Raw genomic sequence first — 24,964 nt, forward strand, 5'->3', positions numbered from 1 at the left:
ATGATGTCTTGATTTAATTAATTTTAAGAGAATTAAATTTCTGAAATTAACAGAATAAAGTGTTATTGTTATGATTTACAGATGGATAATATGTGATGAGCATGGAAGCTGTTTGTGAAATTAAAAAGATATAGATTATGAGCCTTTACGAGGATTACATCAAAGAAATTGAAGAAAGAAAAGGTCAAGGATTACATCCAAAACCAATTGATGGTGCTGAATTACTAAGCGAAGTGATTGCACAAATTAAAGACGTTAACAATCAATACCGCAAGGATTCTGTTAATTTCTTTATCTATAACACATTGCCAGGAACAACTCCTGCTGCTGGTGTGAAAGCTAATTTCTTGAATGAAATTATTTTAGGAGAAGAAGTAGTTGCGGAAATTACGCCAACTTATGCTTTTGAATTATTGTCTCATATGAAAGGAGGACCATCTATTGATGTTCTTTTGAATTTAGCATTAGGTAGCAACGAAGCAAATGCAAAACAAGCTGCTGAAGTTTTGAAAACACAAGTTTTCTTATACGATGCTGATATGGAGCGTTTAAAAGATGCTTATAATGCTGGAAATGCTTTTGCAAAAGAAATTTTGGAAAGTTATGCTAAAGCTGAATTCTTCACAGAATTACCAGCAGTTGCAGAAGAAATAAAAATTGTAACATACATCGCGGCAGAAGGTGATATTTCGACAGATTTATTATCGCCAGGTAACCAAGCGCACTCTCGTTCTGATCGTGAATTACACGGATTAACGATGATTTCGCCAGCAGCTCAAAAAGAAATTAAAGCTTTAGAAGCTCAACATGCAGATGTAAGCGTTATGCTTATCGCAGAAAAAGGTACAATGGGTGTAGGTTCTTCTCGTATGTCAGGTGTAAATAACGTGGCATTATGGACAGGGAAACAAGCATCTCCATATATTCCTTTTGTTAATGTTGCACCAATTGTAGGTGGAACAAACGGAATTTCTCCAATTTTCTTAACAACAGTTGACGTAACTGGTGGTATCGGAATTGACCTTAAAAACTGGGTTAAAAAAGTAGATGCAAACGGAAATGTTGTGCGTAATGAAGCTGGTGATCCTGTTTTAGAAGAAGTTTATTCTGTAGCAACTGGTACAGTTTTAACGATTAATACGAAAACAAAAAAATTATATAACGGAGCAGAAGAATTGATTGATATTTCAAAATCTTTAACTCCTCAAAAAATGGAATTTATCAAAGCGGGTGGTTCTTACGCAATCGTTTTTGGTAAAAAAATTCAAACATTTGCTGCTAAAGTTTTAGGTATCGCAGCTACGCCAGTTTTCGCTCCTTCTAAAGAGGTAACGATCGAAGGTCAAGGATTAACGGCTGTTGAGAAGATCTTCAACAAAAATGCTGTTGGTGTTACAGATGGTAAAATTTTACATGCTGGTTCTGATGTTCGTGTAGAAGTTAATATTGTAGGCTCTCAGGATACTACAGGTTTAATGACTGCTCAAGAATTAGAATCTATGGCGGCTACAGTTATTTCTCCAATCGTAGATGGTGCATACCAATCAGGATGTCATACAGCTTCAGTTTGGGATAAAAAAGCACAAGCTAATATTCCTAAATTAATGAAGTTTATGAACGACTTCGGGGTAATTACGGCTCGTGATCCTAAAGGAGAATATCTTGCAATGACAGATGTTATTCACAAAGTATTAAACGATATTACGATTGACGAATGGGCAATCATCATCGGTGGAGATTCGCACACGCGTATGTCTAAAGGTGTTGCTTTTGGTGCCGATTCTGGTACTGTTGCTTTAGCTTTGGCAACTGGAGAGGCTTCTATGCCAATTCCAGAATCTGTTAAAGTTACTTTCAAAGGAGAAATGAATCAATATATGGATTTCCGTGATGTAGTTCACGCAACACAATCTCAAATGTTGAAACAATTTGACGGAGAAAACGTTTTCCAAGGTCGTATTATCGAGGTTCATATCGGTACTTTATTGGCAGATCAAGCCTTTACATTTACAGATTGGACGGCAGAAATGAAAGCGAAAGCATCTATTTGTATTTCTCAAGATGATACATTAATTCAATCATTAGAAATTGCAAAAGCGCGTATCCAAATCATGATAGATAAAGGTATGGACAACCATAACCAAGTTCTTCAAGGTTTAATTAACAGAGCTAACAAACGTATCGAAGAAATTAAATCTGGCGACAAACCAGCTTTAATGCCAGATGCAAATGCAAAATATTATGCAGAAGTTGTGATCGATTTAGGATTGATCGAAGAGCCAATGATTGCAGATCCAGATGTAAATAATGCAGATGTATCTAAACGTTATACACACGATACAATTCGCGAATTATCTTTTTACGGAAACGATAAAAAAGTAGATTTAGGATTCGTAGGATCTTGTATGGTACACAAAGACGATTTAAAAATCGTTTCTCAAATGTTACGTAATGTAGAAAAAGCAAACGGAAAGGTAGAATTTAAGGCTCCTTTGGTTGTTGCAGCGCCTACTTATAACATCATCGATGAATTAAAAGCAGAAGGTGATTGGGAAATGTTACAAAAATATTCTGGTTTCGAATTTAGTGATGCTTTACCAAAAAGTGTAGCACGTACAGAATACGAAAACATTATGTATTTAGAGCGTCCTGGTTGTAACTTATGTATGGGTAACCAAGAGAAAGCAGAAAAAGGAGATACTGTTTTGGCAACATCAACTCGTCTTTTCCAAGGTCGTGTGGTAGAAGACAGAGAAGGTAAAAAAGGAGAATCTTTATTAGCATCAACACCAGTTGTTGTGTTATCAGCAATCTTAGGTAGAATGCCATCTATCGAAGAATACAAAGCTGCTGTAGAAGGTATCAACCTTACAAAGTTTACACCTATTTCTGTTAACTAAGAAATTATTTAAAGTTATAAATAGTAAAGGCTGTTCGTTTTTGGACAGCCTTTTTTGTTGGTTTATGTTTTTACTTTTATCAAAAAAATCATAGCTGTAATTTTTTTAGTTTGGATATTCCAAAATATCATATTCAATTCCATTCTTATCGGCATAAGGAAATACCAAATCGTGTGCTTTATTGAATTTTTCATCAATAATATCTCCTTTTGTATTTTGTAATTCTTCTATCGCAGCATCTATTTCTTGATCACTTTTTCCTTCGTCAATCATTTTTGCAATGCGCAACATATCGGTTTCGTAAACTTCTTTAGAATAATTGAAAACGTCTAAAGACGCTGCTTGCATTGGTCGAGTTTCGTCGTTAACTTTTAGATTATTAATGGCTTCAATTTCTTTATCGAACATACTTGGATACATATTCTGAACATATTCTTCTGCTGAAACGCCTTTTTTTACTTGGTTATCTTTCGTAACATAGGTTAAAGAACCATTTTTATACTGTGCCCGGATTTCTTTGAAATGTTGACTGAATTTGTATGGAATTTTGTTTAAACTTAAACCTAAAACTTCAAATGTTTTTTGAGGATTTACGCCATTATTTTGACAAGAAATTACGGCGAGATTCATTAAAATGAACAGGATGTACTTTTTCATAATTTATTTTTTAAGAAATTGATTGTATTCTTTTATGTTTTTTAAATGCGGATTAATCATAAAAAGAAAAACGATGATTGATAAAAGTAAAAATGCACCAACAAAACCCCATTTTCCGATGCTAGAATAAAGGTCGTACGCGGTTTGGTTGTTAAACGATGCGTTCATTATTTCTTCTGGAATTGCATTTGGATACAGTTTTTCTAAACTCGTAATTTTCAGAAAAGTTCTTACGGATACAAAAACAAAAAAGAGTACAACAAGTCCATAAATCATCACCCGAGATTGGCTAAATTGTTTTAATTTTTGCACTTCTTCTTTGTTGTTTTGTGCACTTCCATCGTATGTATACAAGCTTCTGTTGTTCTGTTCTAAATTTCCCATAATATTTATTTTTTTGTGATTAACATTAAGTAAGTTAAAAGTCCTGCGAATAGTAAAACAATAAGAAGGAAAAGCCCCAAAATGATATAAATCCACCCAAATCTATACTTAAAAGGTAGTTTGTAAGCAGACTTTCTTTGCTCAAAATAATTTTTAATTTCAGGTGTCCATTCGTCTAATGATAACATTCTTTTCGTTGTCGTTTCATATACATATGCATATTTTTTTCCCAAAGGATTAGAAGGGATTTTTCCAAAAAACATCGCTGCATAACCTTGACAAATGTCCATTTTAAGTGGATTTCCATCTTTAGATTTGAAAGGAATATCTTCTGTAGCCAAAAGATATTCATACTTTGTTGTAGAGGTAATGATGAACATTTTGCGAGATTATTTTATTGGTTATTTCTTTAACAAAGATGAATTTTTAAAACTATTAACCAGAAGTTTTGGATACTACATAGTTGCTACTCTATTTTTTTTATATGTCTACAAAATGACTACAGATTTTTCGTCTTTTTTGTAATCAATTATTTTGGTTGACATTCTTTTATGAATTAAAAATTAAAAAGTTTCAATTTTGTATGGATATGCTTGAAAGTAATATTGATTAAATTCATAAACCATTTAGTTAGAATCATTTTAAATTAAATATCTTAACAAATATTAACCTTCGTTTAGAAAAATAATAACTAAATTGTTGTGTATTTTTTGAATATTTTTAAAAAAAATAAAACCAATTATTATGGCATTTGATATAGATATGATTAAAGGCGTTTACGCAAGAATGCAAGAACGTGTTGATACGGCTAGAACAATTGTTGGTCGTCCTTTAACTTACTCAGAAAAAATTTTATATGCGCACTTGTTTGATGGTAAACCTGCTGTAGCATACACAAGAGGGGAATCTTATGTAGATTTTGCGCCAGATCGTGTTGCAATGCAAGATGCAACTGCTCAAATGGCGTTATTACAATTTATGCAAGCAGGTAAAGTGAAAACTGCAGTTCCGTCTACGGTTCATTGTGATCACTTAATTCAAGCAAAAGTTGGTGCGAAAGCAGATTTACATGAAGCAATTAATAAATCATCGGAAGTTTTTAATTTTTTAGAATCAGTTTCTAATAAATATGGAATTGGTTTCTGGAAACCAGGAGCCGGTATTATTCATCAAGTCGTTTTAGAAAATTATGCATTTCCTGGAGGAATGATGATTGGTACAGATTCTCATACACCAAACGCTGGTGGACTTGGAATGGTAGCTATTGGAGTTGGTGGTGCCGATGCAGTTGATGTAATGGCAGGTATGGCTTGGGAATTGAAAATGCCAAAATTAATTGGTGTTAAATTAACAGGTAAATTATCTGGATGGGCTGCTTCTAAAGATATAATTTTAGAAGTTGCAGGTCGCTTAACTGTAAAAGGTGGTACTGGTGCAATTGTAGAATACTTTGGAGAAGGAGCAGAATCTTTATCTGCAACAGGAAAAGGAACAATTTGTAACATGGGAGCAGAAATTGGTGCAACAACATCTATATTTGCTTACGATGATGCATCAGAAAGATATTTAAGAGCTACAGATCGTAATGATGTTGCGGATGAAGCAAATAAATTAAAAGCTTATTTACGTTCTGATGACGAAGTATATGCAAATCCAGAAAATTTCTATGATCAATTAATCGAAATTAATTTATCTGAGTTAGAACCTCGTCTTAATGGACCATTTACTCCAGATTTAATGACACCAGTTTCTAAGATGAAAGAAACAGCAGCAGCTAACGGTTGGCCATTAGATGTAGAATGGGGACTGATTGGTTCTTGTACGAATTCTTCTTATGAAGATTTAACACGCGCGGCTTCTATCGCTCAACAAGCAATTGATAAAGGTTTAGAAGTGAAATCATCTTTTGGTATTAATCCAGGATCTGAAGTTGTTCGTTATACTGCGGATCGCGATGGTTTATTGAAAACCTTTGAAGATTTGAATGCAGTTATCTTTACAAATGCTTGTGGACCTTGTATTGGACAATGGGATAGAGAAGGTGCGGATAAAGAAGAAAAAAATACAATCGTTCACTCATTCAATCGTAATTTTAAAAAACGTGCAGATGGTAACCCAAATACATACGCTTTTGTTACATCGCCAGAAATGGTTGCTGCAATCGCAATTTCAGGACGTTTAGATTTTAATCCATTAACTGATAAATTAGTTAACAAAGATGGAGTAGAAGTTATGTTAGATGCTCCAAAAGGAGAAGAATTACCTCAAAAAGGTTATGCTTATGAAGATAACGGATATCAAGCTGCTGTAGAAGATGGTTCTAAAGTAGAAGTTGTTGTTAATCCAAATTCTGAACGTTTGCAATTATTAGAAGGTTTTAAACCTTGGAATGGTGAAAATATCACGGGCGCTAAATTATTAATCAAAGCGTTTGGTAAATGTACAACTGACCATATTTCTATGGCTGGTCCTTGGTTACGATTCCGTGGTCATTTAGATAATATTTCGAACAATACTTTAATTGGTGCTGTAAATGCATTTAATCAAGAAGTAAATTCGGTTAAAAATCAATTAACAGGCGAATATGGTCCAGTGCCAAATACAGCACGTGCATATAAAGCTGCAAATGTTCCTACAATAATAGTTGGTGATGAAAATTATGGAGAAGGATCTTCTCGTGAACATGCAGCAATGCAACCACGTCATTTAGGTTCTGTAGCTGTTTTGGTTCGTTCTTTTGCTCGTATTCACGAAACAAACCTTAAAAAACAAGGAATGTTAGGATTAACATTTGCTGATAAAGCAGATTATGATAAAGTACAAGAAGATGATACAATCAATTTCTTAGATTTAACGGAATTTGCACCAGAAAAACCATTAACACTAGAATTTGTACATGCAGATGGTTCTAAAGAGATTATTTTAGCAAATCATACCTATAATGCACAACAAATTGAGTGGTTTAAAGCAGGTTCTGCATTGAATTTGATTAAAGCACAAGAAGTTTAATCGTTAGATTTAATTCATTTATAAAACAAAACCGATGTAGAAATATATCGGTTTTTTAATTTTTGATATTATATATTTGAATTGCGAGCTTAAATAAAAAAAAATATTGTAAAAATTTAGAATAAAAAAAAACCTCAATCAAATAAATGATTGAGGTTTTAAGCAGTGGTGCCTCCAGGAATCGAACCAGGGACACAAGGATTTTCAGTCCTTTGCTCTACCAACTGAGCTAAGGCACCGCCTTAATTGTGATGCAAATATAGAGCGAAAATCTATTCTACCAAATAAAATAAGAAAGATTTTTTTATCATAAAAGCTATCTTGTTCATTTACCGATAAATAAATTTAAAATTATTTTAGATAAACGTAAAAATTAAGTTTTTTTTTATTTTAATAGATAATTAACAGCGCATTTTTGCGTTGTAATTTTTCCAATTCGCAACAAATCATCATATTTGCGTCTTAGAATTCTATTATACATTTATAATGAAGTGGATTATTTGCAGTTTATCACTATTAAGCGTGGTAACAATTAAAGCTCAAACAGTAACGGTATCCCCTTATTCTGCTTATGGATTAGGAGAACAATTATTTGATAATAATACAGAGCAAGCCGGTATGGGCGGTATTTCGACAGTTCCAACCAATCCGTTTGGTCAAAGTGCTAACTTCTCTAATCCTGCAGCAAATCAAAATTTGCGCATGACAACTTTTAACGCAAGTGGAAGTGGAAGAAACAACAGTTTCAAATCATCTACAGGTAGCGACAATTCATCAAGTTTTAATGTTTCGAATATTTCGTTAGCATTTCCAGTTGGTGAAAAAGGAAGTTTTGGATTAGGTTTTCAACCATTTTCGGGATTAGGTTACGAAATTTTAAGTAGCTCGACGAAAGGAGATTTAAAACAAAATGTTAGTATGAAAGGTGAAGGAGGTATTAATAGCCTACATGCTTTTTATGGACGTAAATTAGGAAAAGGATTTTCTGTAGGTCTTCGTGTAAACTATTTATTCGGAGAATTAAAACGTAACGAAATCTTAGCTTTAGATGGAGCAAGTTTGGCTGTAGATTACAGTGATAAATCTAATTATAGAGGCGCACAATTTACGTTAGGTTCTATGTATACGAAAAAAGTTGGTAAATCAAATAACTTAAATTTGGGAGCAACTTATACTTTAGGAACTAATTTGAGAACAGATGTTACAGATTTAACAACAACGTATGCATTTGTAGGATCAACAGTAGATACAATAAATATTAAACGTATTGATAATGGTAAAACAAAAATACCACAAACGTTTGCATTAGGAGCATCTTACTCTAAAGACAATACATGGTCGTTAGCAATAGAGGCAAAATATAATACTTGGTCTGATTTCAAAAAACCAATCGAAGGTGAAAACACATCGATGACATCTAATGTAGATTATAAAAACAATGTACGTTTGGGTGTTGGTGGATATTGGATACCAGATTACAATAGTTACAAAAGCTATTTTAATCGTGTAATTTATCGTGCAGGTGCATATTATCAATCAGCACAATATTCTATTTATGGAACAGATATTACGTCGTATGGAGCAACATTAGGATTTGGACTTCCAATAGGAAAACAAAACGATGCATCGATGATGAATGTTTCATTTGAATATGGACAAAAAGGAAAAGCAACAAGTAACCTAATTAAAGAAAATTACTTTGGAGTTAAACTTGGATTTGATATTAATGATATCTGGTTCAGAAAAAGAGTTATTGACTAATTATAATAGTCAATTAATAAGAAAAAAGACAAATGAAAATGTTTAAATACAAACCGAGCATATTATGTGGAATAATAGGCATTTTCGTTTTGCTTTTTTCATGTAACAGAGATGTTCCTAAAACTAATCATTCCAAAAAGGTAGATTTTCCTACGCGAAGCTTAATTAATGCAAACATTATTTTTAAAGATTCGGGTAGAGTATCTATTAATTTGCGTTCACCATTGATCGAAGAATATACTTTGGTCGATTCGCCTTATACCATTTTTAGAAAAGGATTGAATCTTGATTTCTATCAAAAAGGAAGTCAAAAGCCAGGATTTTTCAAAGCAGATTGGGCAAGGTTGAGTGATGCAACTGGAATTTACGAAGGAAAAGGAAACGTCGTAATTGTAAATGAAAAAGGTGATTCGTTGAAAAGCGAACAATTATTTTGGAATAAAGTTAAAAAAACGGTTTATACATCGAAAGAAGTTTACTTAATTAGTAGTAAAGGTGATTCGTTAACAGCGAAAAACGGCTTGCAGTCTACAGATGATTTAGAAAATTATACATTATTCAACAATCAAGGATATATGTATGTTGATGACAATCAAAAATTCTAAATCAGTTAAAAAAATTAACAAAAAAGCGCGTTCTTGTCGCTTCTTCTATTTTATTATTCAATGTATTGTCGTATTTTCGCCACCTATTATAGAAATAACATTAAAATAAAACAATGGCAGTTTTAGGAGAAATTCGTAAAAAAACTTGGCTTATCTTCGTGGTAATCGGTATTGCAATGTTAGCTTTCGTTGCAGGAGATTTATTCGGAGAAAACTCAAAAATAAAACAATTATTTACAGGAGATCCGTCTGTAGTAGGTACAGTTAACGGAGAAACAATTGGTATAGCAGAATATCAAAGTGCGTACGATGCAACACAAAGTATGTACGAAAATCAAGGAAAACCTGCAACTCCAAACCAAATAGCACAACAAACTTGGAACAGTTTAATTAGCCAAAAAGTATTGAAACAACATGCAGAAAAATTAGGTTTAAAAGTTTCTGATGATGAGTTTTGGAGCTATGTGGCACAAAATTTTGGTCTAGGTTCTGGTGAAGAAGCACAACAACAAATTGCTCAATTAGAAGCAAATGCTGCAGCAACTCCAGAAGCGCAACAACAATATAGAGGTTGGTTGCAAACTGCAGAACAAATAAAAATACAATTATTATCTCAAAAATATTTTGGTTATGTAATGGCTGGTACAGCGGTTACAAACAAAGAAGCAGATATACAACAAGGTTATAATATCTCTAATGCTAACATACAATATGCATTTTTAGATTATACAACTTTAGCTAAAAAGTTAAATGTAAAAGTAACGGATGACGAAATTTCTGCATACGAAGCAAAATACCCAAAATTGTTTAAAGCAGAAGGTTTAGTGAAATTAAGTTATACTTATTTCCCTGCCGGAGCTTCTACTGCTGATGATGCAGTTGCTTTAGCTAATATCAAAAAATACTTGTCAACTCAAATTATCCATGATGATGTAAATAATATTACAGATACAATTCAAGGATTTGGAGCTGCTAAAAATGATTCAGCTTATGTAACTCAAAATTCTGAGAAACCATTTATCTCTAATTATTTTACAAAAGAAGAATTAGCACAATCTCAGTTAACACCAGAGATTAATGCGTATTTCAAAAACGCAACAGTAGGTCAAATAGGAGGACCATTTAAAGTAGCTGATACATACCAATTATACAAAATCTCTAAATCGAAAGAAGTTAAAGATTCTGTGAAATCTAGTCATATCTTAGTTGCTTTTGAAGGAAGTGCAGCTGGTAAAGGAGTAAAAAGAACAAAAGCTGAAGCAAAAAAATTAGCTGAAGAAATTTTAGCTCAAGTAAAAGCAAACCCTGCATCTTTTGGAGATGTAGCAGCAACAAAATCTGACGATAAATCTTCTGCTGTACAAAAAGGAAGCATTGGTTGGGTTGGTAAAAACAATCAATTAGATCAAACTTACAACGGATTTATCTTTACAAAACCAGTAGGTACAATAGATTTAGTAGAATCTCAGTTTGGTTATCATATTATCAAAGTAGATGACGCGAAAAATAAAGTAGCTTATCAAGTTGCAAATATTGTTAAGCGTATTGATCCTTCTAAAGCGACAACAGAAAAAGCTTTTACAAATGCAAGAACTTATGTTCAGGCAATTGAAGGAAAGTCTTTAAATGATTTTAAAAATGCAGCCAAAAAAGGAGGTTATTTAAATAATACAACCGAAGGTATCGAGCGTTATGCTGGAATTGGGCAAGATATACCAAACGATCAAGATTCTGATATCTTAAAATGGGCGTTTGATAAGAAAACTGATGCTGGAGCAACAAATTTATTTACGTCTACAACTGGTGACTACATTGTGGTTCATTTGGTAGAGAAGTTTGATAAAGGTCTTGCTGCACCAAGTGTTGTTCGTAAATTTGTAGAACCAGTTTTATTACAAGAAAAAGTATCGAAATTGATTGATGAGCAAATTGCAAATGGAGGATTAAATGCTTTTGTATCTAAATTCGGAGCAAAAAAAGGAAACGCAACAGTTAACTTTTCAAACTCTAATTTAACAGGAGTTGGTTTAGAGCCTCGTGTTGTAGGAGCTGCTTTTGGTGTAAAACCAAATACATCTTCTAAAGCGATTGCTGGTAATGCAGGAGTTTTCTACATTATTCCAACAAATCAACAAATTCAGAAAAATCAAAAAGGAGCGATGATTTTAGATAACTTAAATCGTCAATTACAAGGTAAATTTCAACAAACATTATTACAGTCATTAATTCAGGCTGCTGATGTTGTAGATAACCGTGACAGAGCTTTAACAAGATAAAATTCTAAAGGAGATAAAATCTCACTTCATAAAAAACTCCCAAATCGAAAGATTTGGGAGTTTTTGGTTTATTGTAGATAAAATAAATTTAGATTTATCAGAATATAATTTAATATGTTACATTATTTATAAGTATAGCATCTGATACACAGTACTCTAATTAGATTTCTTCATTATAAATATATTTAACTTTAATTTTGTCTTTAACAGGAGTTTTTAAATTTTTTGCAAAAATTATGAATTCTACTTCGTATTCTAATTTATTATGATTAAATAGAACCATACGTAATGGAACTTTTAGAATTTTTTTTGGTAAATGATGTTTAACAGTGTCAATATCTACTCTAATTTTATAGCCGTTGTTTGTTAATCTAACATCTGGATAATTAATCCTATCATAATCTATTGGTATAGTCCTATTTAAAACATTAGTAATATCATATACATATGGTTCTGGTACTTTCTTTTCTAATATTAAATAATTATCTGATTTTTTAATAAATATTTCTACAGATACTTCTTCTAAAAAAACAGAACTTGAATTATTAATATAAAAATTTAATTTTTGAGCGTTTTTTTCTTTAAAAAAGTAATTATCATTTTCGTTATATAACTCTTTAACACTCTCTAATTCATCTTCTAATTCAGTAATACTTTTATCTTCATCATCAATTTGGTTAAAACCTCCATGTGATTTCATCCAACTTGGAGCTGAAAATTTAATTGGAAACTCATCAAGTGTTTTTTTCTTTGATTCAATTAACTTATTCAATTTGTTAGCTCTTCGAGTTGAAGGTGATATAGAAATTTTTAATTCTATTTCTGCTTCCTTTAAAATTCTATCTTCAAATAATGAAATAGCAATATCTTTTGAAATGTTTTCTGATTTATTATTAAAAATATGATCTAAATCTGCTCGGCATAAATTTTTTGTTGATGAACCTTTTCTAATAAAAGAGTGACCTTCTAATAATTTTCCTTTCGATTTTTTCATCATATAAGGTTTATCGATAGTTTCTGAAATTTCGAAAATTCCGAAGGTTTTTTCATCGTATTGAAATGGATAATATTTAAAATTAATTTCAGGCTCTATATTAGATGATACTAATTGTTGAAATATAGCGTCATCAGTTATTGAATCTACATTGAAAAATAATCTTTCTCCATCAGATTGATCTTTAACACCTATAATAATGTATTTTATCCCTTTACTATTTGCATTTGCAAATGAAATAATATCTTTTAAAAATTCTTCGTAATTCTCTTTTCTATATTCAGTTTTTTTAAAATCTAAACTTGTATTTTCATTTTCATATAAAATTAGATCAATTAGATGTTGATTCATATCAGTAATAATTTCTTACTAATTTATAAATTATCTTCCAATTGTTTTAATTCTTAATTTGACCTAATGATTTGTTAATAAAAAACGTTTGATGTTGACCGAATCTAAAAACTTGGACAGATTAAAACTTACTTATCAAATCCATTCGGATATTCACCTTTCACAATTTCAATTTTAGCTTCTACAGCTTTTTGTAAATCATTTTGGTAATCTACCATTTGTTGCTGAATTGTAGTGTTTGTAGCACCTAAAATACGCGCTGCAAGGATTCCTGCATTCTTTGCTGCATTCACGGCAACAGTTGCAACGGGAATTCCATTTGGCATTTGTAAAATAGATAAAATAGAATCCCAACCATCTATAGAATTTGATGATTTTATCGGAACTCCAACCACAGGAAGTGGCGTTATAGATGCTACCATTCCTGGTAAATGTGCTGCTCCACCAGCTCCAGCTATAATAACATTTATTCCACGTTGATGTGCCGTTTTTGCATACTCAAACATACGTTCTGGTGTGCGATGCGCCGAAACGATTGTTAATTCATAAGGTATATTTAGTTCAGTTAATACCTCCGCAGCTTGTTTCATGATAGGTAAATCGCTATCACTTCCCATTATTATTCCGACCATAGTTGTTACTTTTTTGCCACGACTTTCACCGTTGCGTTAACTTGTTTTATGTTTTGTTTTAATTGTTCTAAATCATCATTAACCAAGGTTACATGACCCATTTTACGACCAGGTTTTGTAATTGTTTTCGCATACCAATGCAAAAATGTTCCCGGAATAGTTAATAATTCTTCAATATTTTCTATTTCAGCTTGTCCAGTTTCACCTTCAGCACCAATTAAATTAACCATTGCAGAAGTTGTAAACAATTTTGTAGAACCAAGTGGTAATTGCATCAAAGTTCGTAACATTTGGTCAAATTGAGAAGAATAAGCCGCTTCTATAGTAGAATGTCCAGAGTTATGAACGCGAGAAGCGGTTTCGTTTACCCAAAGCGATTGATCTTTGTTCAAGAATAATTCAACTGCAAAAACACCTGGAGAATTTAAACCTTTTACCACATCACGCGCAATTTGTTCTGCACGATCTGTCACTTCTTTTGATAGAGTAGAAGGCATCAAGAGATAATCTAACAAATTATATTCTTCATTAATGATAAATTCTACGGTTGGATAAGTGATGATATTTCCTAAATGATCGGCAACTGTAACTACAGCAATTTCACGATCTAAATCGGCAGGCGTTTCGAAAATTGAAGGTGCTTGCAACATTTTATCCAAATCGGCTTCAGATTTTAGGAACTGAACGCCTTTTCCGTCATAACCATCTCGACGAGATTTCTGAAAAATTGGATAGTTTACATCTTGTTTAGATTTAAAATCTTCCCAATTATCCAACACAAAATACGGTGCTGTCGGAATATTATTTTTCACATAAAATTCTTTCTGAACACCTTTATCTTGAATAATTGCCAAAGCTTCAGGATCTGGAACAACACGCTTTCCGATAGATTTTAGATAACGCAATGCCTCTACATTTACATGTTCTATCTCAATTCCGATTGCATCTAAGTTTTTTCCAAATTCTACAACCGTGTCATAATCTTTGAAATCGCCTTGTACAAAATGATGAGCATGTGGCGCGCAAGGTGTATCAGCAGCCGGATCTAAAATACTTAACTCGCAAGGATATTGCAATGCATTTTGCAAAAACATATAGCCTAATTGTCCTCCTCCTATAATTCCGATTTTTATCATATTGCGAAGTTAATGAATAATATAATTTCTATTTTTACAAGAATTAAAAAACTATTGAAGAGATGTTAACAAAATGGAGTAAAATTTTATTTTTTGTGTTTGTAGGAATTTATTTGGCAGGAAAAAGTTTTTACAACTATTTTGTGTTTGATATGTTGGTGCATTATTCAGTTTACGCATTAATTATTGCTTTTTTTTTATGTTTGATTTATAATTATTCTATCCGTAAACAAGAGAAAAAGAATGCATTTTTCTTACTTCCATTGTTCATAATTCCTTACGTTGTGTATCAAAATATGGGAAATTTCTATTTTGGAGAAAACGCAAAAGGCGAACAATCTAATTTTAAAATTATTTCGATTAATATTTACTCTGGAAATGATGATTATAAATATCTGAAAGAATATTTGAACGAAGAGAAAGCAGATATGCTTGTTTTGCAAGAATTGACGCCAGCTTGGCAAAAGCATGTAGAATTTGTCCGAAAAGAATATCCATATTATAAAGAAGAAGTACGTGAGAATAATTTCGGAATTGCAATTTATTCTAAAAAACCATTTGTTAAAGTGTCTACAAAAAATTATGTAGACGCGATGCATCCTTCTATTTTAGCTGATTTTCTTGTAGACGGTAAGTTAGTTACAGTTTTGGCGACACATCCAGTTCCGCCATTACCGAATCAAGCAAGATTTGAGCGTAGAAATAAACAATTTGAGTTGATGAAACAAGAAATTGATGAATCTATAACTACAAATATTATATTGATTGGAGATTTGAATTCGACTGTTTATTCGCCAAATTTCAAATTGGTACAATCGGATAAAATGAAAGATGCTCGTTCTGGTTTTGGATTGAATAATTCGTGGAATGCAATGATTCCTATTCTGAGAACAAACATCGATCAATGTTGGGTTTCGAAGCCAATTAAGGTAACGAATTTTTATCGTGGAAAAGATATTAAATCTGATCATTTTCCGATTGTTGCAGAACTTAAAATTGAATAATTATTACAGTTTTAAGTTTTGTATAAAAGATTGTAAATCATCTTCTTTATCTAAACCAATTTTTTGTTTAAGGCGATATTTACTCATTCGGACAGTTTTTGGTTCAACTTTTAGTAAAGTTGAAATTTTCTGATTATCTAGTCCGATGTAAATATATGCTGCATATTTAAGATCTAAATTGGTTAATTTACTCTTAGAAATTTCATTTATTTTCTTGAAAAAATTGGGATGAACTTCCTGAGAGATATTTTTTATTTCATTAAATTCCTCATCAACAAGTCGTTCATCTTTAAAGATTCTATCAAGATGTATATTTTTTTCTTCTTTTGCTTTTTCTTTTAATTCGTTGATAAAAGAATTCTTTTTGTCAAGTTGTAAAGACGTTGCTAAAGCTGTTTTTTGTAATTGTTCTTGTTGTAGCGAATTTAATTCTTGTTCGGCTTTTAGTCGAGCTTTTTCTTCTTTTTCTAATTGTAAAGTTAACTCGGTTTCATTTTTTTCTGATACTAATAAGTCTGTTTTTTGCTTATTCAGCTTGTGTTTGTAACGAATTAAATAGATAAGAAAAATTAGTCCTGCAATTGCTAAAGTAATGATTCCTATATATAAGAACTTTTGTTTGTTATAGATTTTATTTTTTTCTTCTAATTGTTTTATTTATAGATTTTTTTGTTCGGTATTGTAATAAGCTTCTAAATATTTATTTTTATCAACTAAAAGTTGTTCATAAGATTCTTTAGAGTATTTATATTCTTTTTCTTTATACTCATAAGCCAAATCCATTTTATTTGTTTTTTTGTATAAATCAGAAATATATTGGACAATAATCTTACGAATATAGATATCTGTTATTTGATTTATTAATTTGTAAGCATCTAAATAATATTTTTCTGTTAATTGTAAATTTCCAAGAGAACTCTGAATTTCACCATATGTTAAATAACAAACTCCCAACAAATCCGAATCTGTTTTTTCTAATTTAGCGACTTTTATTCCTTTCAAAACTTGCTCTTCAGCAATTTTTGCTCGTTGAATATTAGAGTAATTTTTATAAGGAAAATTATTAATAAAACTTGCCGAATTATTAAAAACCATTATGCTTATACGTTTAGAAATAAGTCCTTTAGTGATATTTTTGTTAACTAAATCGACTAAATTTTCTGAATAATAAAATAAAGATTCTAAATCTTTTTTACGATTAAACTTTACATAAGCTGCCTCATAAAATAAAGATTGTTCTATGTAAGACAGTAAAATTAATTGTAAATTTTTTGATTTTAAGGCGTATTCAATATTTTTTTGGCTATATCTTTTATAATCTTCCGAATAAATTCTAATTCTTGATTGTATAGAAGTTAAATAATAATAATTATAACCAAGCATAATATCTTGATTCGATTCATTTTCGAGAATTTTTATTGACTTTAATAAATTTTTTATAGCTTCCTCATTCTGTTGTTTTCGATAAAAAATTCTACCTTTTACTTGATAATAATACGCATCATCAATTTTAGATTTTGTACTTTCTGCAATTACTTTAGTTTTATTAAGATATAAATTAGATAAGTTATAATCTTTTTTCTGTAAATAAGCATCTGCTAAATTAGCATAAGCTACAACTTGCTCCAATTCATTTTTCGAATTTGAAACTTTTAACATAGTCTTAATAGCTTCATCAAATTTATTATCTTGAAAAAATAAATCATAGTTATTAAATTCTTTCTGAAATGATGTATTGCTTGTATTATTCGATTGTACTTCCTGAGAATAGCATAATATTGTGTTGAATAATATAAATGCAAAATAATATTTTGATATAACTTTTATCATCATAAGTCTAGATTTTGAATGAAATCGGTTAAACTATCTTCTTTTTGTAATCCAATTTTCTGTTTCAGACGATATTTCGTCATTCTAACAGTTTTTGATTCTACTTTTAATAAAGTTGCAATTCGTTGATTATCCATGTTTAGATAAATGTACGTTGCGTATTTTAAATCTTGATTTGACAATTTGTTTTTTGAAACTGACGCTAGCTTTTTGAAAAAATTGGGATGTACATTTTGAATTGTATTATTCAAGTCATCAAAATTATTATCAACTATTTTTTCATCTTTCAAAAATCGATCAATATTTATACTTTTTTCATCTTTTACTTTTTCTTTTAATTCATTGATAAAAGTATTTTTATGATTTAGCTGTATAGATACCGCCAAAGCTTGCTTCTGAGAATGTTCTTGTTGTATTTCTGCCAAATCTTTTTCTGCCTTAAGTCTGGCTTTTTCTTCTTTCTCTAATTGTAAAGTAAGTTCAGATTCTATTTTTTCAGACTCTAATAAGTCCGTTTTTTGTTTATTTAGTTTATGTCTGTAACGGATCAAATAAGTTAGAAAAACCAATCCAGCCAATGCCAAAGAGATAATACCAATGTAAAGTATTCTTTGTCTTGTATAGATTTTATTCTTTTCTTCTAATTGTTTGATTTCTTGATTTTTATTTTCTAAGTCGTAATACGCTTCAAGAAACTTTCGTTTATTTTCTAAAGTTTTTTCGTAAGCAGTTTGCATATATTGCAAGGACTCTTTGTTGTACTTTAATGCTTTATCAGTTTGATTGGTTTTTTCATAAAAGGCAGATAATAATTGAGATAAATCAAATAAAGTTACAATATCACTTGTGACAGATTGTGTTTTTATAAAAGGATAAGCTTTTAAATAACTCTCTTCGGCCAGTTTTATATTTCCTTTATTTTCTTGTATTTCACCAAAAGTTATATAACAAGTTGCCGTAATAAAATTATTTTTATACGTCTTTAACAGCTTAAATGCTTCATTTAGATAACTTTCGGCTAAATTATATCTTTCTGTTGGAGATAAATTTTTATAAGGAAAACTATTGATTATAGAAGCTAAGTTATTGTATAACATTGCTTTATTTTTTGAGGGTATCTTATGTTCAAATTTTTTTATATAGCCTAATGTTGTTTCTGCTTGTAAAAAAACATTATCTAGGTCAGTATGACTTTTTGTTTTATTATATTTATGAAAATACATTAACATAGAGTTGGAATGTGCCGACTCTAGTAGTGTCGGGTCATTAGACTTTATCGCATAAGCCAAAGCATTTTGTATATAATTCTCGTACTGTTCACTGTATATCCCATTTGTTGAATGAGTATAAGCCATTATTAAGTATATATTAACATACAATATATTCTCTGAAGGATATTTTTTAAGATTTTTCAACGCTAAATTGGCAAACTCAATTGTTTTGTCATATTCCTGATTATTTGTGTAAATCATAGAAAATGAATAGTTTGTGTAAGCGTCGTCTAGTTTTGTTTCCGTTTTTTCTGATATTTGTTTAGATAAATTTGTATAGTAAAATGCATCAGAAAAATTATTTTGAGAACTAAACAAACTCGAATAACTAGTGTATATTTTAACTTTATTAAGACTATTGTTTTGATTATCTCTTAATAATTGATCTAATTTTTGTTTTGCAACATCAAATTTACTGTCAGTAATATCTTTTTTAATAGTTATTAACTGCTCGTCAATGTTTATTTGAGAAAATAATGAAGTTGAAAAAATAAAAAACAGAAAAAAAATCGCTTTTTTCTCTAATTTTCTAATAAAATTATGATTTGTCATGTTATGCTAAAGCATTAATAATAAAGGTATAAAGGTAGTTAAAAAAATAATGTAGACAAGTTGTAGACATTTATTTTTTTTATGTAGACACTATGAAATGTGTTTTTTTTTGGAGTGTATAAAAATCGCCTTTTATTTGTATCAGATTATTAACCAATAAAAATCTAAACCTATACATTACCAACCAAACCTAAACCAATTGATCATTTAAAAAATCAATTACCTCTTATTACCAAACCTAAAAAAAACCTTCGGCATACCTACCGGAAGGTTTTTTTTTTGCTCAAATATTTACAAAAATACGTTACATATATTTATTTACAAACTTGTTAATTAAAAAAAAAGTGTAATTTTGAGCTTCAATCGAAAGGGGTGCTTTACTTTATTGTAAGGCTGAGATTACACCCAATGAACCTGGGCGGGTAATGCTGCTAAGGGAAATGGTTTTCACCAAATTACATACGCGCATAAATTTTAAAAGTGTAAGATGGCTCCTTTCATAATATTTTATATAAATTATGAAAAGGTCGATTTTTTTATTGTCAATGTTTGGTGCATCAATTCTGTATGCACAAGAAAAAGATTCTATCCAAAAGGAAGAAATTAATCTACAAGAAGTCTCTATTACAGAGAAATTACCCATTACAGTTGAGAAAGTAACAAGAAAAATTCTTCAGAAAAAGAATTTAGGGCAAGATGTACCATCATTACTTAATTCGGCGACTTCAGTAACAACAACTACAGATACTGGTACTGGAATAGGTTATTCTTCACTAAAAATTAGAGGACTTAATGAACAGTCTATTAATGTAACACTAAATGGCGTTCCATTGAATAACGCTGAATCGCAAGGTGTTTTTTGGGTAAATATGCCTGATTTAGCTTCGTCTACAAATTCAATATTAATACAACGTGGTGTAGGGACTTCGTCTAACGGAATGGCTTCATTTGGAGCAAGTATAAATATTGAATCACAAAATCCGTCTACAACTCCTTTTGGAGAAGCTAATATTTCTTTCGGGAATTTTAAAACGCAAAAATATACAGTTCAGGCTGGTACGGGTAAAATACTTGATAATAAATTAAGTATAGATGCTCGTTTTTCTAAAATAGATTCTGATGGATATATTGATAGATCTTGGGCAGATTTGATTTCGTATGATGTAACTGCATTATATGAATTGAACGAGAAAACAAAGTTCAGATTTCAGAATATGTTTGGAAAAGAACAAACTTATCAAGCTTGGAATGGAATTAATCAAGAAACGTTAGATAAAAACCGGAGATATAATACGTCTGGAGAAATTAAAAATGATGATGGAGAAGTAATAGATTTTTATAAAAATCAAACTGATAACTATCAACAAAATCATTATTTTTTGTCGTGGTTACAAGATTTTGGGAACAATTGGAAATCAAATTTTACCGTTCATTATACAAAAGGGAAAGGTTATTACGAGAGCTATAAAAATAAAGCGAAATTAAAAGATTATAAATTAGAATCTTTAGGAGATAAACGTACAGATCTCGTAAAACAAGAATGGTTGGATAATGATTTTTATGGATTTAATTTAGAAGTTGAAAATCAAAAATTAAACAACTTTAAAGTGTTTTTTGGTTTATCTGCAAATGAATATGATGGTGATCACTATGGAAATGTAGTTTGGATGAAAAGTTATAATTGGACAAATAAATCGTATAAATATTATAACAATAGATCTGTGAAAAAACAAATTGCTGCTTATGCAAAAGTATTGTATCAGTTAAATAAGTTTGAAATTTTTGGCGATTTACAGTATCGTTATGTAGATTATGATGCGAAATATTTACCTAATGGAGAAAATATTAGTGATGAATTTAGACCTTTTTCCGATACATTCAATTTTGTAAACCCGAAAGCTGGAGTAAATTTCAAGATTAATCCAACCAATACTTTGTATGCTTCTTACGGAATTTCACAGCGTGAACCTTTACGTGTAGATTATGAGAATAATGGACAGAAACCAAAGGAAGAATTTTTACAAGATTATGAATTTGGTTATAAAAAATCGGGACGTTTTTCTATGAGCGCGAATTTATATTACATGGATTATAGAAATCAGCTGGTTCCGACAGGAAGATTGAATGATGTAGGAACACCAATACGAGAAAATTCGGGAAGTAGTTATAGAGCAGGCGTAGAATTTGATGCGAATTATAAAATTATTCCGAATAGATTAAATGTCTTTGGAAATATAACATTTAGTCAAAATAAACATAAAAATTACCAAGAAGAAGTTTGGGATGAAGCAGGAAATTCATCTATAAAAGCTTATGGTAAAACAAAAATTGCGCTTTCTCCTGATGTGATTTCTGCTTTTGGTTTTGAGATTTTTCCAATAAAAAATGTTCTAATTAATTTGACAAACAAATATGTTGGCGAACAATATTTATCAAATACAGAACCTGCTGATGGTAAGTTGAGCAGTTATTTGGTTTCGGATATGTTAATTCAATATAAGCCAAATGTAAAAGGAATTAAAAATTTACAATTTTCGTTTTTGATGAATAATTTGTTTGATGTTGAATACGAATCGAATGGATTTTATTACGAAGGAGCAAATTATTATCCACAAGCTGGTTTTAATATTTTAGCAGGAATTGGAATAAGATTTTAATCTATTATGTGTAGTTGTTTTTTTTATTAAAGAATAATTCTATTTTTGCTGTATTAACAATTTAAATTACAGTAATATGAAAAAAATATTCTGCGTACTAGCGCTTTCTTTTACAACCTTCGGTTTGATGAGTTGTAACAATGATGATGATTCTGGAAATTCTAACGAAGAGAAAATTTTAGGAACATGGAAATTAGAGAAAATTGTTTATCAAGAAGAAGGAGAAAAGGATGAAGTATATTTTCCTGATAATTGTGAGAAAAAATCTACTACGACTTATAATGCAGATAAAACATATAAGACTGATGAATATTCGGAAAATTCTAATACAAACACGTGTGAAAATGAAATTTACGGAGGGAAGTATAGTATAGAAAATGGATATTTAATTGATCATGAAGAAGAAGCGAAGTTGAAGATACAAGAAATTTCTTCTAATAAAATGTTGTTAGTAGGTGAAGAAGATTATAACTCTGATGGAAAGATTGATTATAAAATTATAGCAACATTTATTAAATAAAATAGAAGCCCGAGATTTCTCGGGCTTTTTATTTGTATCAGAATAATAATTTACTTTTAGATTAAGTAAGGTTTATTCTATTAATAATCATTCAAAATTTTTACTTTTACAGTAATCTTTTTACAAAATATACCTAATCTTATGAAGAAATTAATTTTAATTCTAGTTCTATTATTTTCTGCAAAAATGTTTTCACAGCAATTGAAACCAGAAAATGTAATTGGTTTTTGGAAATTGCAAGAAGCTGGTTTTTATGAAAACGGTAAAAAAGTTTCTAAAAATTTTGATGATTGTAGATTAATGAGAAATTATACGATTTGGGATAATAATTATGCAATTTATAATTATGTGGAAGGTAAAACGGGGAGTTGTAGTCCAAGTGAACCTCGATTGACTCTTTGGAGAATAGTTGATAATAGAATACAATTTTACATTGATGATTCTATTTTAGAAGAAAGAATTGTAAAAATTAATGAAGATAAAACGATAACTTTCGAAACATTTCTTGATAAAAAAATTGTAGATACAGATAAGAATTTCGAAAAAATAGCAAACACTATTAGCTATGATATTTTACGTAGAGAATAGATATAAAAAATAAATTTCAGGTTTATTTTTTATATTAATTTTACATCATTCAAAATTTTTACTTTTACAGTAATATTTATAAAAATCGAATGAAAAATATTTTTAAGTTATTTCTTTTAACAATCAGTATTCTAACTATTTTTTCGTGTAAAGAAGACGATTCATTGGCAATTTCTCAAGATCAATTGTTGAGAGCGCATAAATGGCAATTAAAAGAAATTCGTATTGCGGTGAATAATGTAACAACAGTAGATAAATTGGTAGATTGCGAGCGTCAATCGACATTAGATTTTACAGATATAGAACGATTTTATTCTGTAGCCTACAAAACCGTAGATAACAACTGTGTGCAAACGCAAACTGACGGTACATATGTCTACAATACAGCGAATAAAAAGCGCGAATTGCAATTAAAAATGGCTGATGGTACAATGAAAACATACTATATGAATCAGCTAGATCCGTATTATTTGATTTTACAAGAAACATTGAAAAGTGAAACAAATGAGGCTGGACAGACAATAACTACGCTTCAATTAAGTGTTTATCAACCGGTAAAATAAATTTAATCAATTGAGTAATAGATAGGAAATTCGTAAGTGAAATTGATGGGTTGATTGGTTTCTTTTTCTCGAATCGGAATAAAAAATATTTTATATTGCTGAAAATCTTGTTGAATATTTTGAAGAATAGTCAATGCCAATTTAGCAAATGCTTCATTATTTGTATCCGAATAACTTAATTGACTCATTTCTCCTTTTGACGTAATAACAAATTTTAATTTTGCGCGTCCTTCTGGTATATTCTGATAATTACGAACTACTTGATACATATATTCTGAGAACAACGCAGGAAAATTTTTTGATTTACAAACGGTTTTCATATCTCTACCTTTTGGATTTTCGCAACCTGTAAAAGGAGATTTTTGTGCAAAAGTTAGACTACAAAAAAAGAAGATTATAAGAAGTATATAATTTTTCATGCTTTAGATTTAATACGAATTGTTATTCGAACATTTTTCGAGTGATAAAATCTTTCTCTAAACTCCAAGCGCGCGCTGGCGAAAATTCTCTACCATAATATATAATCTGAATATGTAGTTTATTCCACAAATCTTTCGGGAATAATTTTTTTGCATCTTTTTCGGTTTCTTCTACATTTTTTCCTTTTGTTAATTTCCATAACTTCATCAAACGATGAATATGTGTATCAACCGGAAATGCAGGATGTCCAAACCATTGCGACATCACAACAGAAGCTGTTTTATGTCCAACACCAGGCAATTCTTCTAATTCTTCAAAACCTTCGGGAACTTCGCCATTGTATTTTTCAATTAAAATTTCTGATAATCTTTTGATGTTTTTTGCTTTCGTATTAGACAAACCAATCTGACGAATGTAATATTTTATTTCATCCACTTCCAGAAGCGACATTGCTTTTGCGTTCGCAGCTTTTGCAAATAATTCTGGCGTTACTTCATTCACTTTTTTATCTGTAGTTTGAGCAGATAACAAAACAGCAATTAGTAGAGTAAATGCATCTTGGTGATCTAACGGAATTGGTGGAACTGGATATAATTTTTCTAATTCATCTATCACAAATTGGACACGTTCTTTCTTTAACATCATAAGTTCTGAAACTTTGTTGTAAAAATAAGGAAAACATCTTTATATAAATCATTAAAAACATCTTTGACAAACTCAGAATGACAAACAATAAAATGTCATTCCGACAAATGTAGGAATCTAAAATATTTTTTGGAATAAATAATTTAAATATATAACGACTTATTTTGACGTTCTATGTGGTTATATTTGTCTTATAAATAAAAAGATTA

Annotated in this window: 20 protein-coding genes and 1 tRNA gene; 10 read left to right on the plus strand and 11 right to left on the minus strand. The window is 30.3% G+C overall.

Going from position 1 to position 24,964, the window contains the following annotated elements; genetic code table 11:
* Positions 1 to 137: 137 nt before the first annotated feature.
* Positions 138 to 2,900 (plus strand): bifunctional aconitate hydratase 2/2-methylisocitrate dehydratase, encoded by a 2,763-nt coding sequence (locus RSC72_RS09590; protein WP_332545004.1) that lies wholly within the window; start codon positions 138 to 140, stop codon positions 2,898 to 2,900.
* Positions 2,901 to 3,005: 105 nt separating this feature from the next.
* Here RSC72_RS09590 and RSC72_RS09595 read toward each other — a convergent pair whose 3' ends face one another.
* Genes RSC72_RS09595 through RSC72_RS09605 form a run of 3 tightly spaced genes read right to left on the minus strand, consistent with a single transcriptional unit; the run spans position 3,006 to position 4,321 of the window.
* Positions 3,006 to 3,557 carry a hypothetical protein gene (locus RSC72_RS09595; RefSeq protein ID WP_332545003.1) on the minus strand — a complete coding sequence of 184 codons (552 nt, stop codon included), beginning with the start codon at positions 3,555 to 3,557 and terminating at the stop codon, positions 3,006 to 3,008.
* Positions 3,558 to 3,560: 3 nt separating this feature from the next.
* The gene (locus tag RSC72_RS09600) at positions 3,561 to 3,941 is read right to left on the minus strand and encodes a hypothetical protein (protein WP_332545002.1); all 381 of its coding nucleotides are present in this window, start codon (positions 3,939 to 3,941) and stop codon (positions 3,561 to 3,563) included.
* 5 nt (positions 3,942 to 3,946) lie between these two features.
* A complete protein-coding gene (locus RSC72_RS09605; RefSeq protein WP_332545001.1) occupies positions 3,947 to 4,321 on the minus strand; it encodes a hypothetical protein in 375 nt (124 codons plus the stop codon).
* Positions 4,322 to 4,685: 364 nt separating this feature from the next.
* On the opposite strand from RSC72_RS09605, the gene RSC72_RS09610 reads away from it, so the two are divergent.
* On the plus strand, positions 4,686 to 6,950 hold the full coding sequence (locus RSC72_RS09610; protein WP_332545000.1) for an aconitate hydratase: 2,265 nt from the start codon (positions 4,686 to 4,688) through the stop codon (positions 6,948 to 6,950).
* Positions 6,951 to 7,116: 166 nt separating this feature from the next.
* On the opposite strand, the gene RSC72_RS09615 is transcribed toward RSC72_RS09610, so the two are convergent.
* Positions 7,117 to 7,189, minus strand: a tRNA-Phe gene (locus RSC72_RS09615).
* A gap of 247 nt (positions 7,190 to 7,436) precedes the next feature.
* On the opposite strand from RSC72_RS09615, the gene RSC72_RS09620 reads away from it, so the two are divergent.
* The 3 genes from RSC72_RS09620 (at position 7,437) to RSC72_RS09630 (ending at position 11,592) form a co-directional block, all read left to right on the plus strand.
* Positions 7,437 to 8,711, plus strand: coding sequence for an OmpP1/FadL family transporter (locus tag RSC72_RS09620; protein WP_332544540.1), 1,275 nt, complete (start codon positions 7,437 to 7,439; stop codon positions 8,709 to 8,711).
* Between the two features lie 32 nt (positions 8,712 to 8,743).
* Entirely contained in the window at positions 8,744 to 9,316 is a 573-nt protein-coding gene (lptC, locus tag RSC72_RS09625; RefSeq protein ID WP_332578484.1) for an LPS export ABC transporter periplasmic protein LptC, read from the plus strand.
* A gap of 113 nt (positions 9,317 to 9,429) precedes the next feature.
* Entirely contained in the window at positions 9,430 to 11,592 is a 2,163-nt protein-coding gene (locus RSC72_RS09630; RefSeq protein ID WP_332544536.1) for a peptidylprolyl isomerase, read from the plus strand.
* Positions 11,593 to 11,752: 160 nt separating this feature from the next.
* On the opposite strand, the gene RSC72_RS09635 is transcribed toward RSC72_RS09630, so the two are convergent.
* The 3 genes from RSC72_RS09635 to RSC72_RS09645 form a co-directional block, all read right to left on the minus strand.
* Entirely contained in the window at positions 11,753 to 12,937 is a 1,185-nt protein-coding gene (locus RSC72_RS09635; protein ID WP_332544535.1) for an AlbA family DNA-binding domain-containing protein, read from the minus strand.
* Between the two features lie 128 nt (positions 12,938 to 13,065).
* The gene (gene purE / locus RSC72_RS09640) at positions 13,066 to 13,569 is read right to left on the minus strand and encodes a 5-(carboxyamino)imidazole ribonucleotide mutase (RefSeq protein WP_332544533.1); all 504 of its coding nucleotides are present in this window, start codon (positions 13,567 to 13,569) and stop codon (positions 13,066 to 13,068) included.
* Positions 13,570 to 13,574: 5 nt separating this feature from the next.
* A complete protein-coding gene (locus RSC72_RS09645; protein ID WP_332544532.1) occupies positions 13,575 to 14,705 on the minus strand; it encodes a 5-(carboxyamino)imidazole ribonucleotide synthase in 1,131 nt (376 codons plus the stop codon).
* A 62-nt stretch (positions 14,706 to 14,767) separates the two neighbouring features.
* On the opposite strand from RSC72_RS09645, the gene RSC72_RS09650 reads away from it, so the two are divergent.
* Positions 14,768 to 15,709: an endonuclease/exonuclease/phosphatase family protein gene (locus RSC72_RS09650; protein WP_332544531.1), complete on the plus strand. Its 942-nt coding sequence runs from the start codon at positions 14,768 to 14,770 to the stop codon at positions 15,707 to 15,709.
* A 657-nt stretch (positions 15,710 to 16,366) separates the two neighbouring features.
* On the opposite strand, the gene RSC72_RS09655 is transcribed toward RSC72_RS09650, so the two are convergent.
* Both RSC72_RS09655 and RSC72_RS09660 read right to left on the minus strand, forming a co-directional pair.
* The gene (locus tag RSC72_RS09655) at positions 16,367 to 17,542 is read right to left on the minus strand and encodes a hypothetical protein (RefSeq protein ID WP_332544529.1); all 1,176 of its coding nucleotides are present in this window, start codon (positions 17,540 to 17,542) and stop codon (positions 16,367 to 16,369) included.
* Positions 17,539 to 19,362 carry a hypothetical protein gene (locus RSC72_RS09660; protein WP_332544527.1) on the minus strand — a complete coding sequence of 608 codons (1,824 nt, stop codon included), beginning with the start codon at positions 19,360 to 19,362 and terminating at the stop codon, positions 17,539 to 17,541. Before RSC72_RS09660 ends, RSC72_RS09655 begins: the two co-directional genes overlap by 4 nt.
* Positions 19,363 to 19,880: 518 nt before the next feature.
* On the opposite strand from RSC72_RS09660, the gene RSC72_RS09665 reads away from it, so the two are divergent.
* The 4 genes from RSC72_RS09665 (at position 19,881) to RSC72_RS09680 (ending at position 23,690) form a co-directional block, all read left to right on the plus strand.
* Complete coding sequence (locus RSC72_RS09665) at positions 19,881 to 22,019, plus strand: TonB-dependent receptor (RefSeq protein WP_332544526.1); 2,139 nt, start codon at positions 19,881 to 19,883, stop codon at positions 22,017 to 22,019.
* Between the two features lie 76 nt (positions 22,020 to 22,095).
* Positions 22,096 to 22,539, plus strand: coding sequence for a lipocalin family protein (locus tag RSC72_RS09670; protein WP_332544525.1), 444 nt, complete (start codon positions 22,096 to 22,098; stop codon positions 22,537 to 22,539).
* A gap of 141 nt (positions 22,540 to 22,680) precedes the next feature.
* On the plus strand, positions 22,681 to 23,127 hold the full coding sequence (locus RSC72_RS09675) for a lipocalin family protein (protein WP_332544523.1): 447 nt from the start codon (positions 22,681 to 22,683) through the stop codon (positions 23,125 to 23,127).
* An 89-nt stretch (positions 23,128 to 23,216) separates the two neighbouring features.
* On the plus strand, positions 23,217 to 23,690 hold the full coding sequence (locus RSC72_RS09680) for a lipocalin family protein (RefSeq protein ID WP_332544522.1): 474 nt from the start codon (positions 23,217 to 23,219) through the stop codon (positions 23,688 to 23,690).
* A gap of 2 nt (positions 23,691 to 23,692) precedes the next feature.
* Here the strand turns inward: RSC72_RS09680 and RSC72_RS09685 are convergent, their stop codons facing one another.
* A complete protein-coding gene (locus tag RSC72_RS09685) occupies positions 23,693 to 24,109 on the minus strand; it encodes a hypothetical protein (protein WP_332544521.1) in 417 nt (138 codons plus the stop codon).
* Positions 24,110 to 24,131: 22 nt separating this feature from the next.
* The gene (nth, locus tag RSC72_RS09690) at positions 24,132 to 24,752 is read right to left on the minus strand and encodes an endonuclease III (RefSeq protein WP_332544543.1); all 621 of its coding nucleotides are present in this window, start codon (positions 24,750 to 24,752) and stop codon (positions 24,132 to 24,134) included.
* Between the last annotated feature and the right edge of the window lie 212 nt (positions 24,753 to 24,964).

Origin of the sequence: Algoriella sp. (genome assembly GCF_036647415.1) — a bacterium.
Taxonomy (GTDB): Bacteria; Bacteroidota; Bacteroidia; order Flavobacteriales; family Weeksellaceae; genus Empedobacter.

Excerpts from the sequence above, each read along its gene's own strand:
- RSC72_RS09590 (WP_332545004.1), top strand. The coding sequence starts at position 138 with ATGAGCCTTTACGAGGATTACATCAAAGAAATTGAAGAAAGAAAAGGT.
- RSC72_RS09595 (WP_332545003.1), bottom strand. The coding sequence starts at position 3,557 with ATGAAAAAGTACATCCTGTTCATTTTAATGAATCTCGCCGTAATTTCT.
- RSC72_RS09600 (WP_332545002.1), bottom strand. The coding sequence starts at position 3,941 with ATGGGAAATTTAGAACAGAACAACAGAAGCTTGTATACATACGATGGA.
- RSC72_RS09605 (WP_332545001.1), bottom strand. The coding sequence starts at position 4,321 with ATGTTCATCATTACCTCTACAACAAAGTATGAATATCTTTTGGCTACA.
- RSC72_RS09610 (WP_332545000.1), top strand. The coding sequence starts at position 4,686 with ATGGCATTTGATATAGATATGATTAAAGGCGTTTACGCAAGAATGCAA.
- RSC72_RS09620 (WP_332544540.1), top strand. The coding sequence starts at position 7,437 with ATGAAGTGGATTATTTGCAGTTTATCACTATTAAGCGTGGTAACAATT.
- lptC (WP_332578484.1), top strand. The coding sequence starts at position 8,744 with ATGAAAATGTTTAAATACAAACCGAGCATATTATGTGGAATAATAGGC.
- RSC72_RS09630 (WP_332544536.1), top strand. The coding sequence starts at position 9,430 with ATGGCAGTTTTAGGAGAAATTCGTAAAAAAACTTGGCTTATCTTCGTG.
- RSC72_RS09635 (WP_332544535.1), bottom strand. The coding sequence starts at position 12,937 with ATGAATCAACATCTAATTGATCTAATTTTATATGAAAATGAAAATACA.
- purE (WP_332544533.1), bottom strand. The coding sequence starts at position 13,569 with ATGGTCGGAATAATAATGGGAAGTGATAGCGATTTACCTATCATGAAA.
- RSC72_RS09645 (WP_332544532.1), bottom strand. The coding sequence starts at position 14,705 with ATGATAAAAATCGGAATTATAGGAGGAGGACAATTAGGCTATATGTTT.
- RSC72_RS09650 (WP_332544531.1), top strand. The coding sequence starts at position 14,768 with ATGTTAACAAAATGGAGTAAAATTTTATTTTTTGTGTTTGTAGGAATT.
- RSC72_RS09655 (WP_332544529.1), bottom strand. The coding sequence starts at position 17,542 with ATGATGATAAAAGTTATATCAAAATATTATTTTGCATTTATATTATTC.
- RSC72_RS09660 (WP_332544527.1), bottom strand. The coding sequence starts at position 19,362 with ATGACAAATCATAATTTTATTAGAAAATTAGAGAAAAAAGCGATTTTT.
- RSC72_RS09665 (WP_332544526.1), top strand. The coding sequence starts at position 19,881 with ATGAAAAGGTCGATTTTTTTATTGTCAATGTTTGGTGCATCAATTCTG.
- RSC72_RS09670 (WP_332544525.1), top strand. The coding sequence starts at position 22,096 with ATGAAAAAAATATTCTGCGTACTAGCGCTTTCTTTTACAACCTTCGGT.
- RSC72_RS09675 (WP_332544523.1), top strand. The coding sequence starts at position 22,681 with ATGAAGAAATTAATTTTAATTCTAGTTCTATTATTTTCTGCAAAAATG.
- RSC72_RS09680 (WP_332544522.1), top strand. The coding sequence starts at position 23,217 with ATGAAAAATATTTTTAAGTTATTTCTTTTAACAATCAGTATTCTAACT.
- RSC72_RS09685 (WP_332544521.1), bottom strand. The coding sequence starts at position 24,109 with ATGAAAAATTATATACTTCTTATAATCTTCTTTTTTTGTAGTCTAACT.
- nth (WP_332544543.1), bottom strand. The coding sequence starts at position 24,752 with ATGTTAAAGAAAGAACGTGTCCAATTTGTGATAGATGAATTAGAAAAA.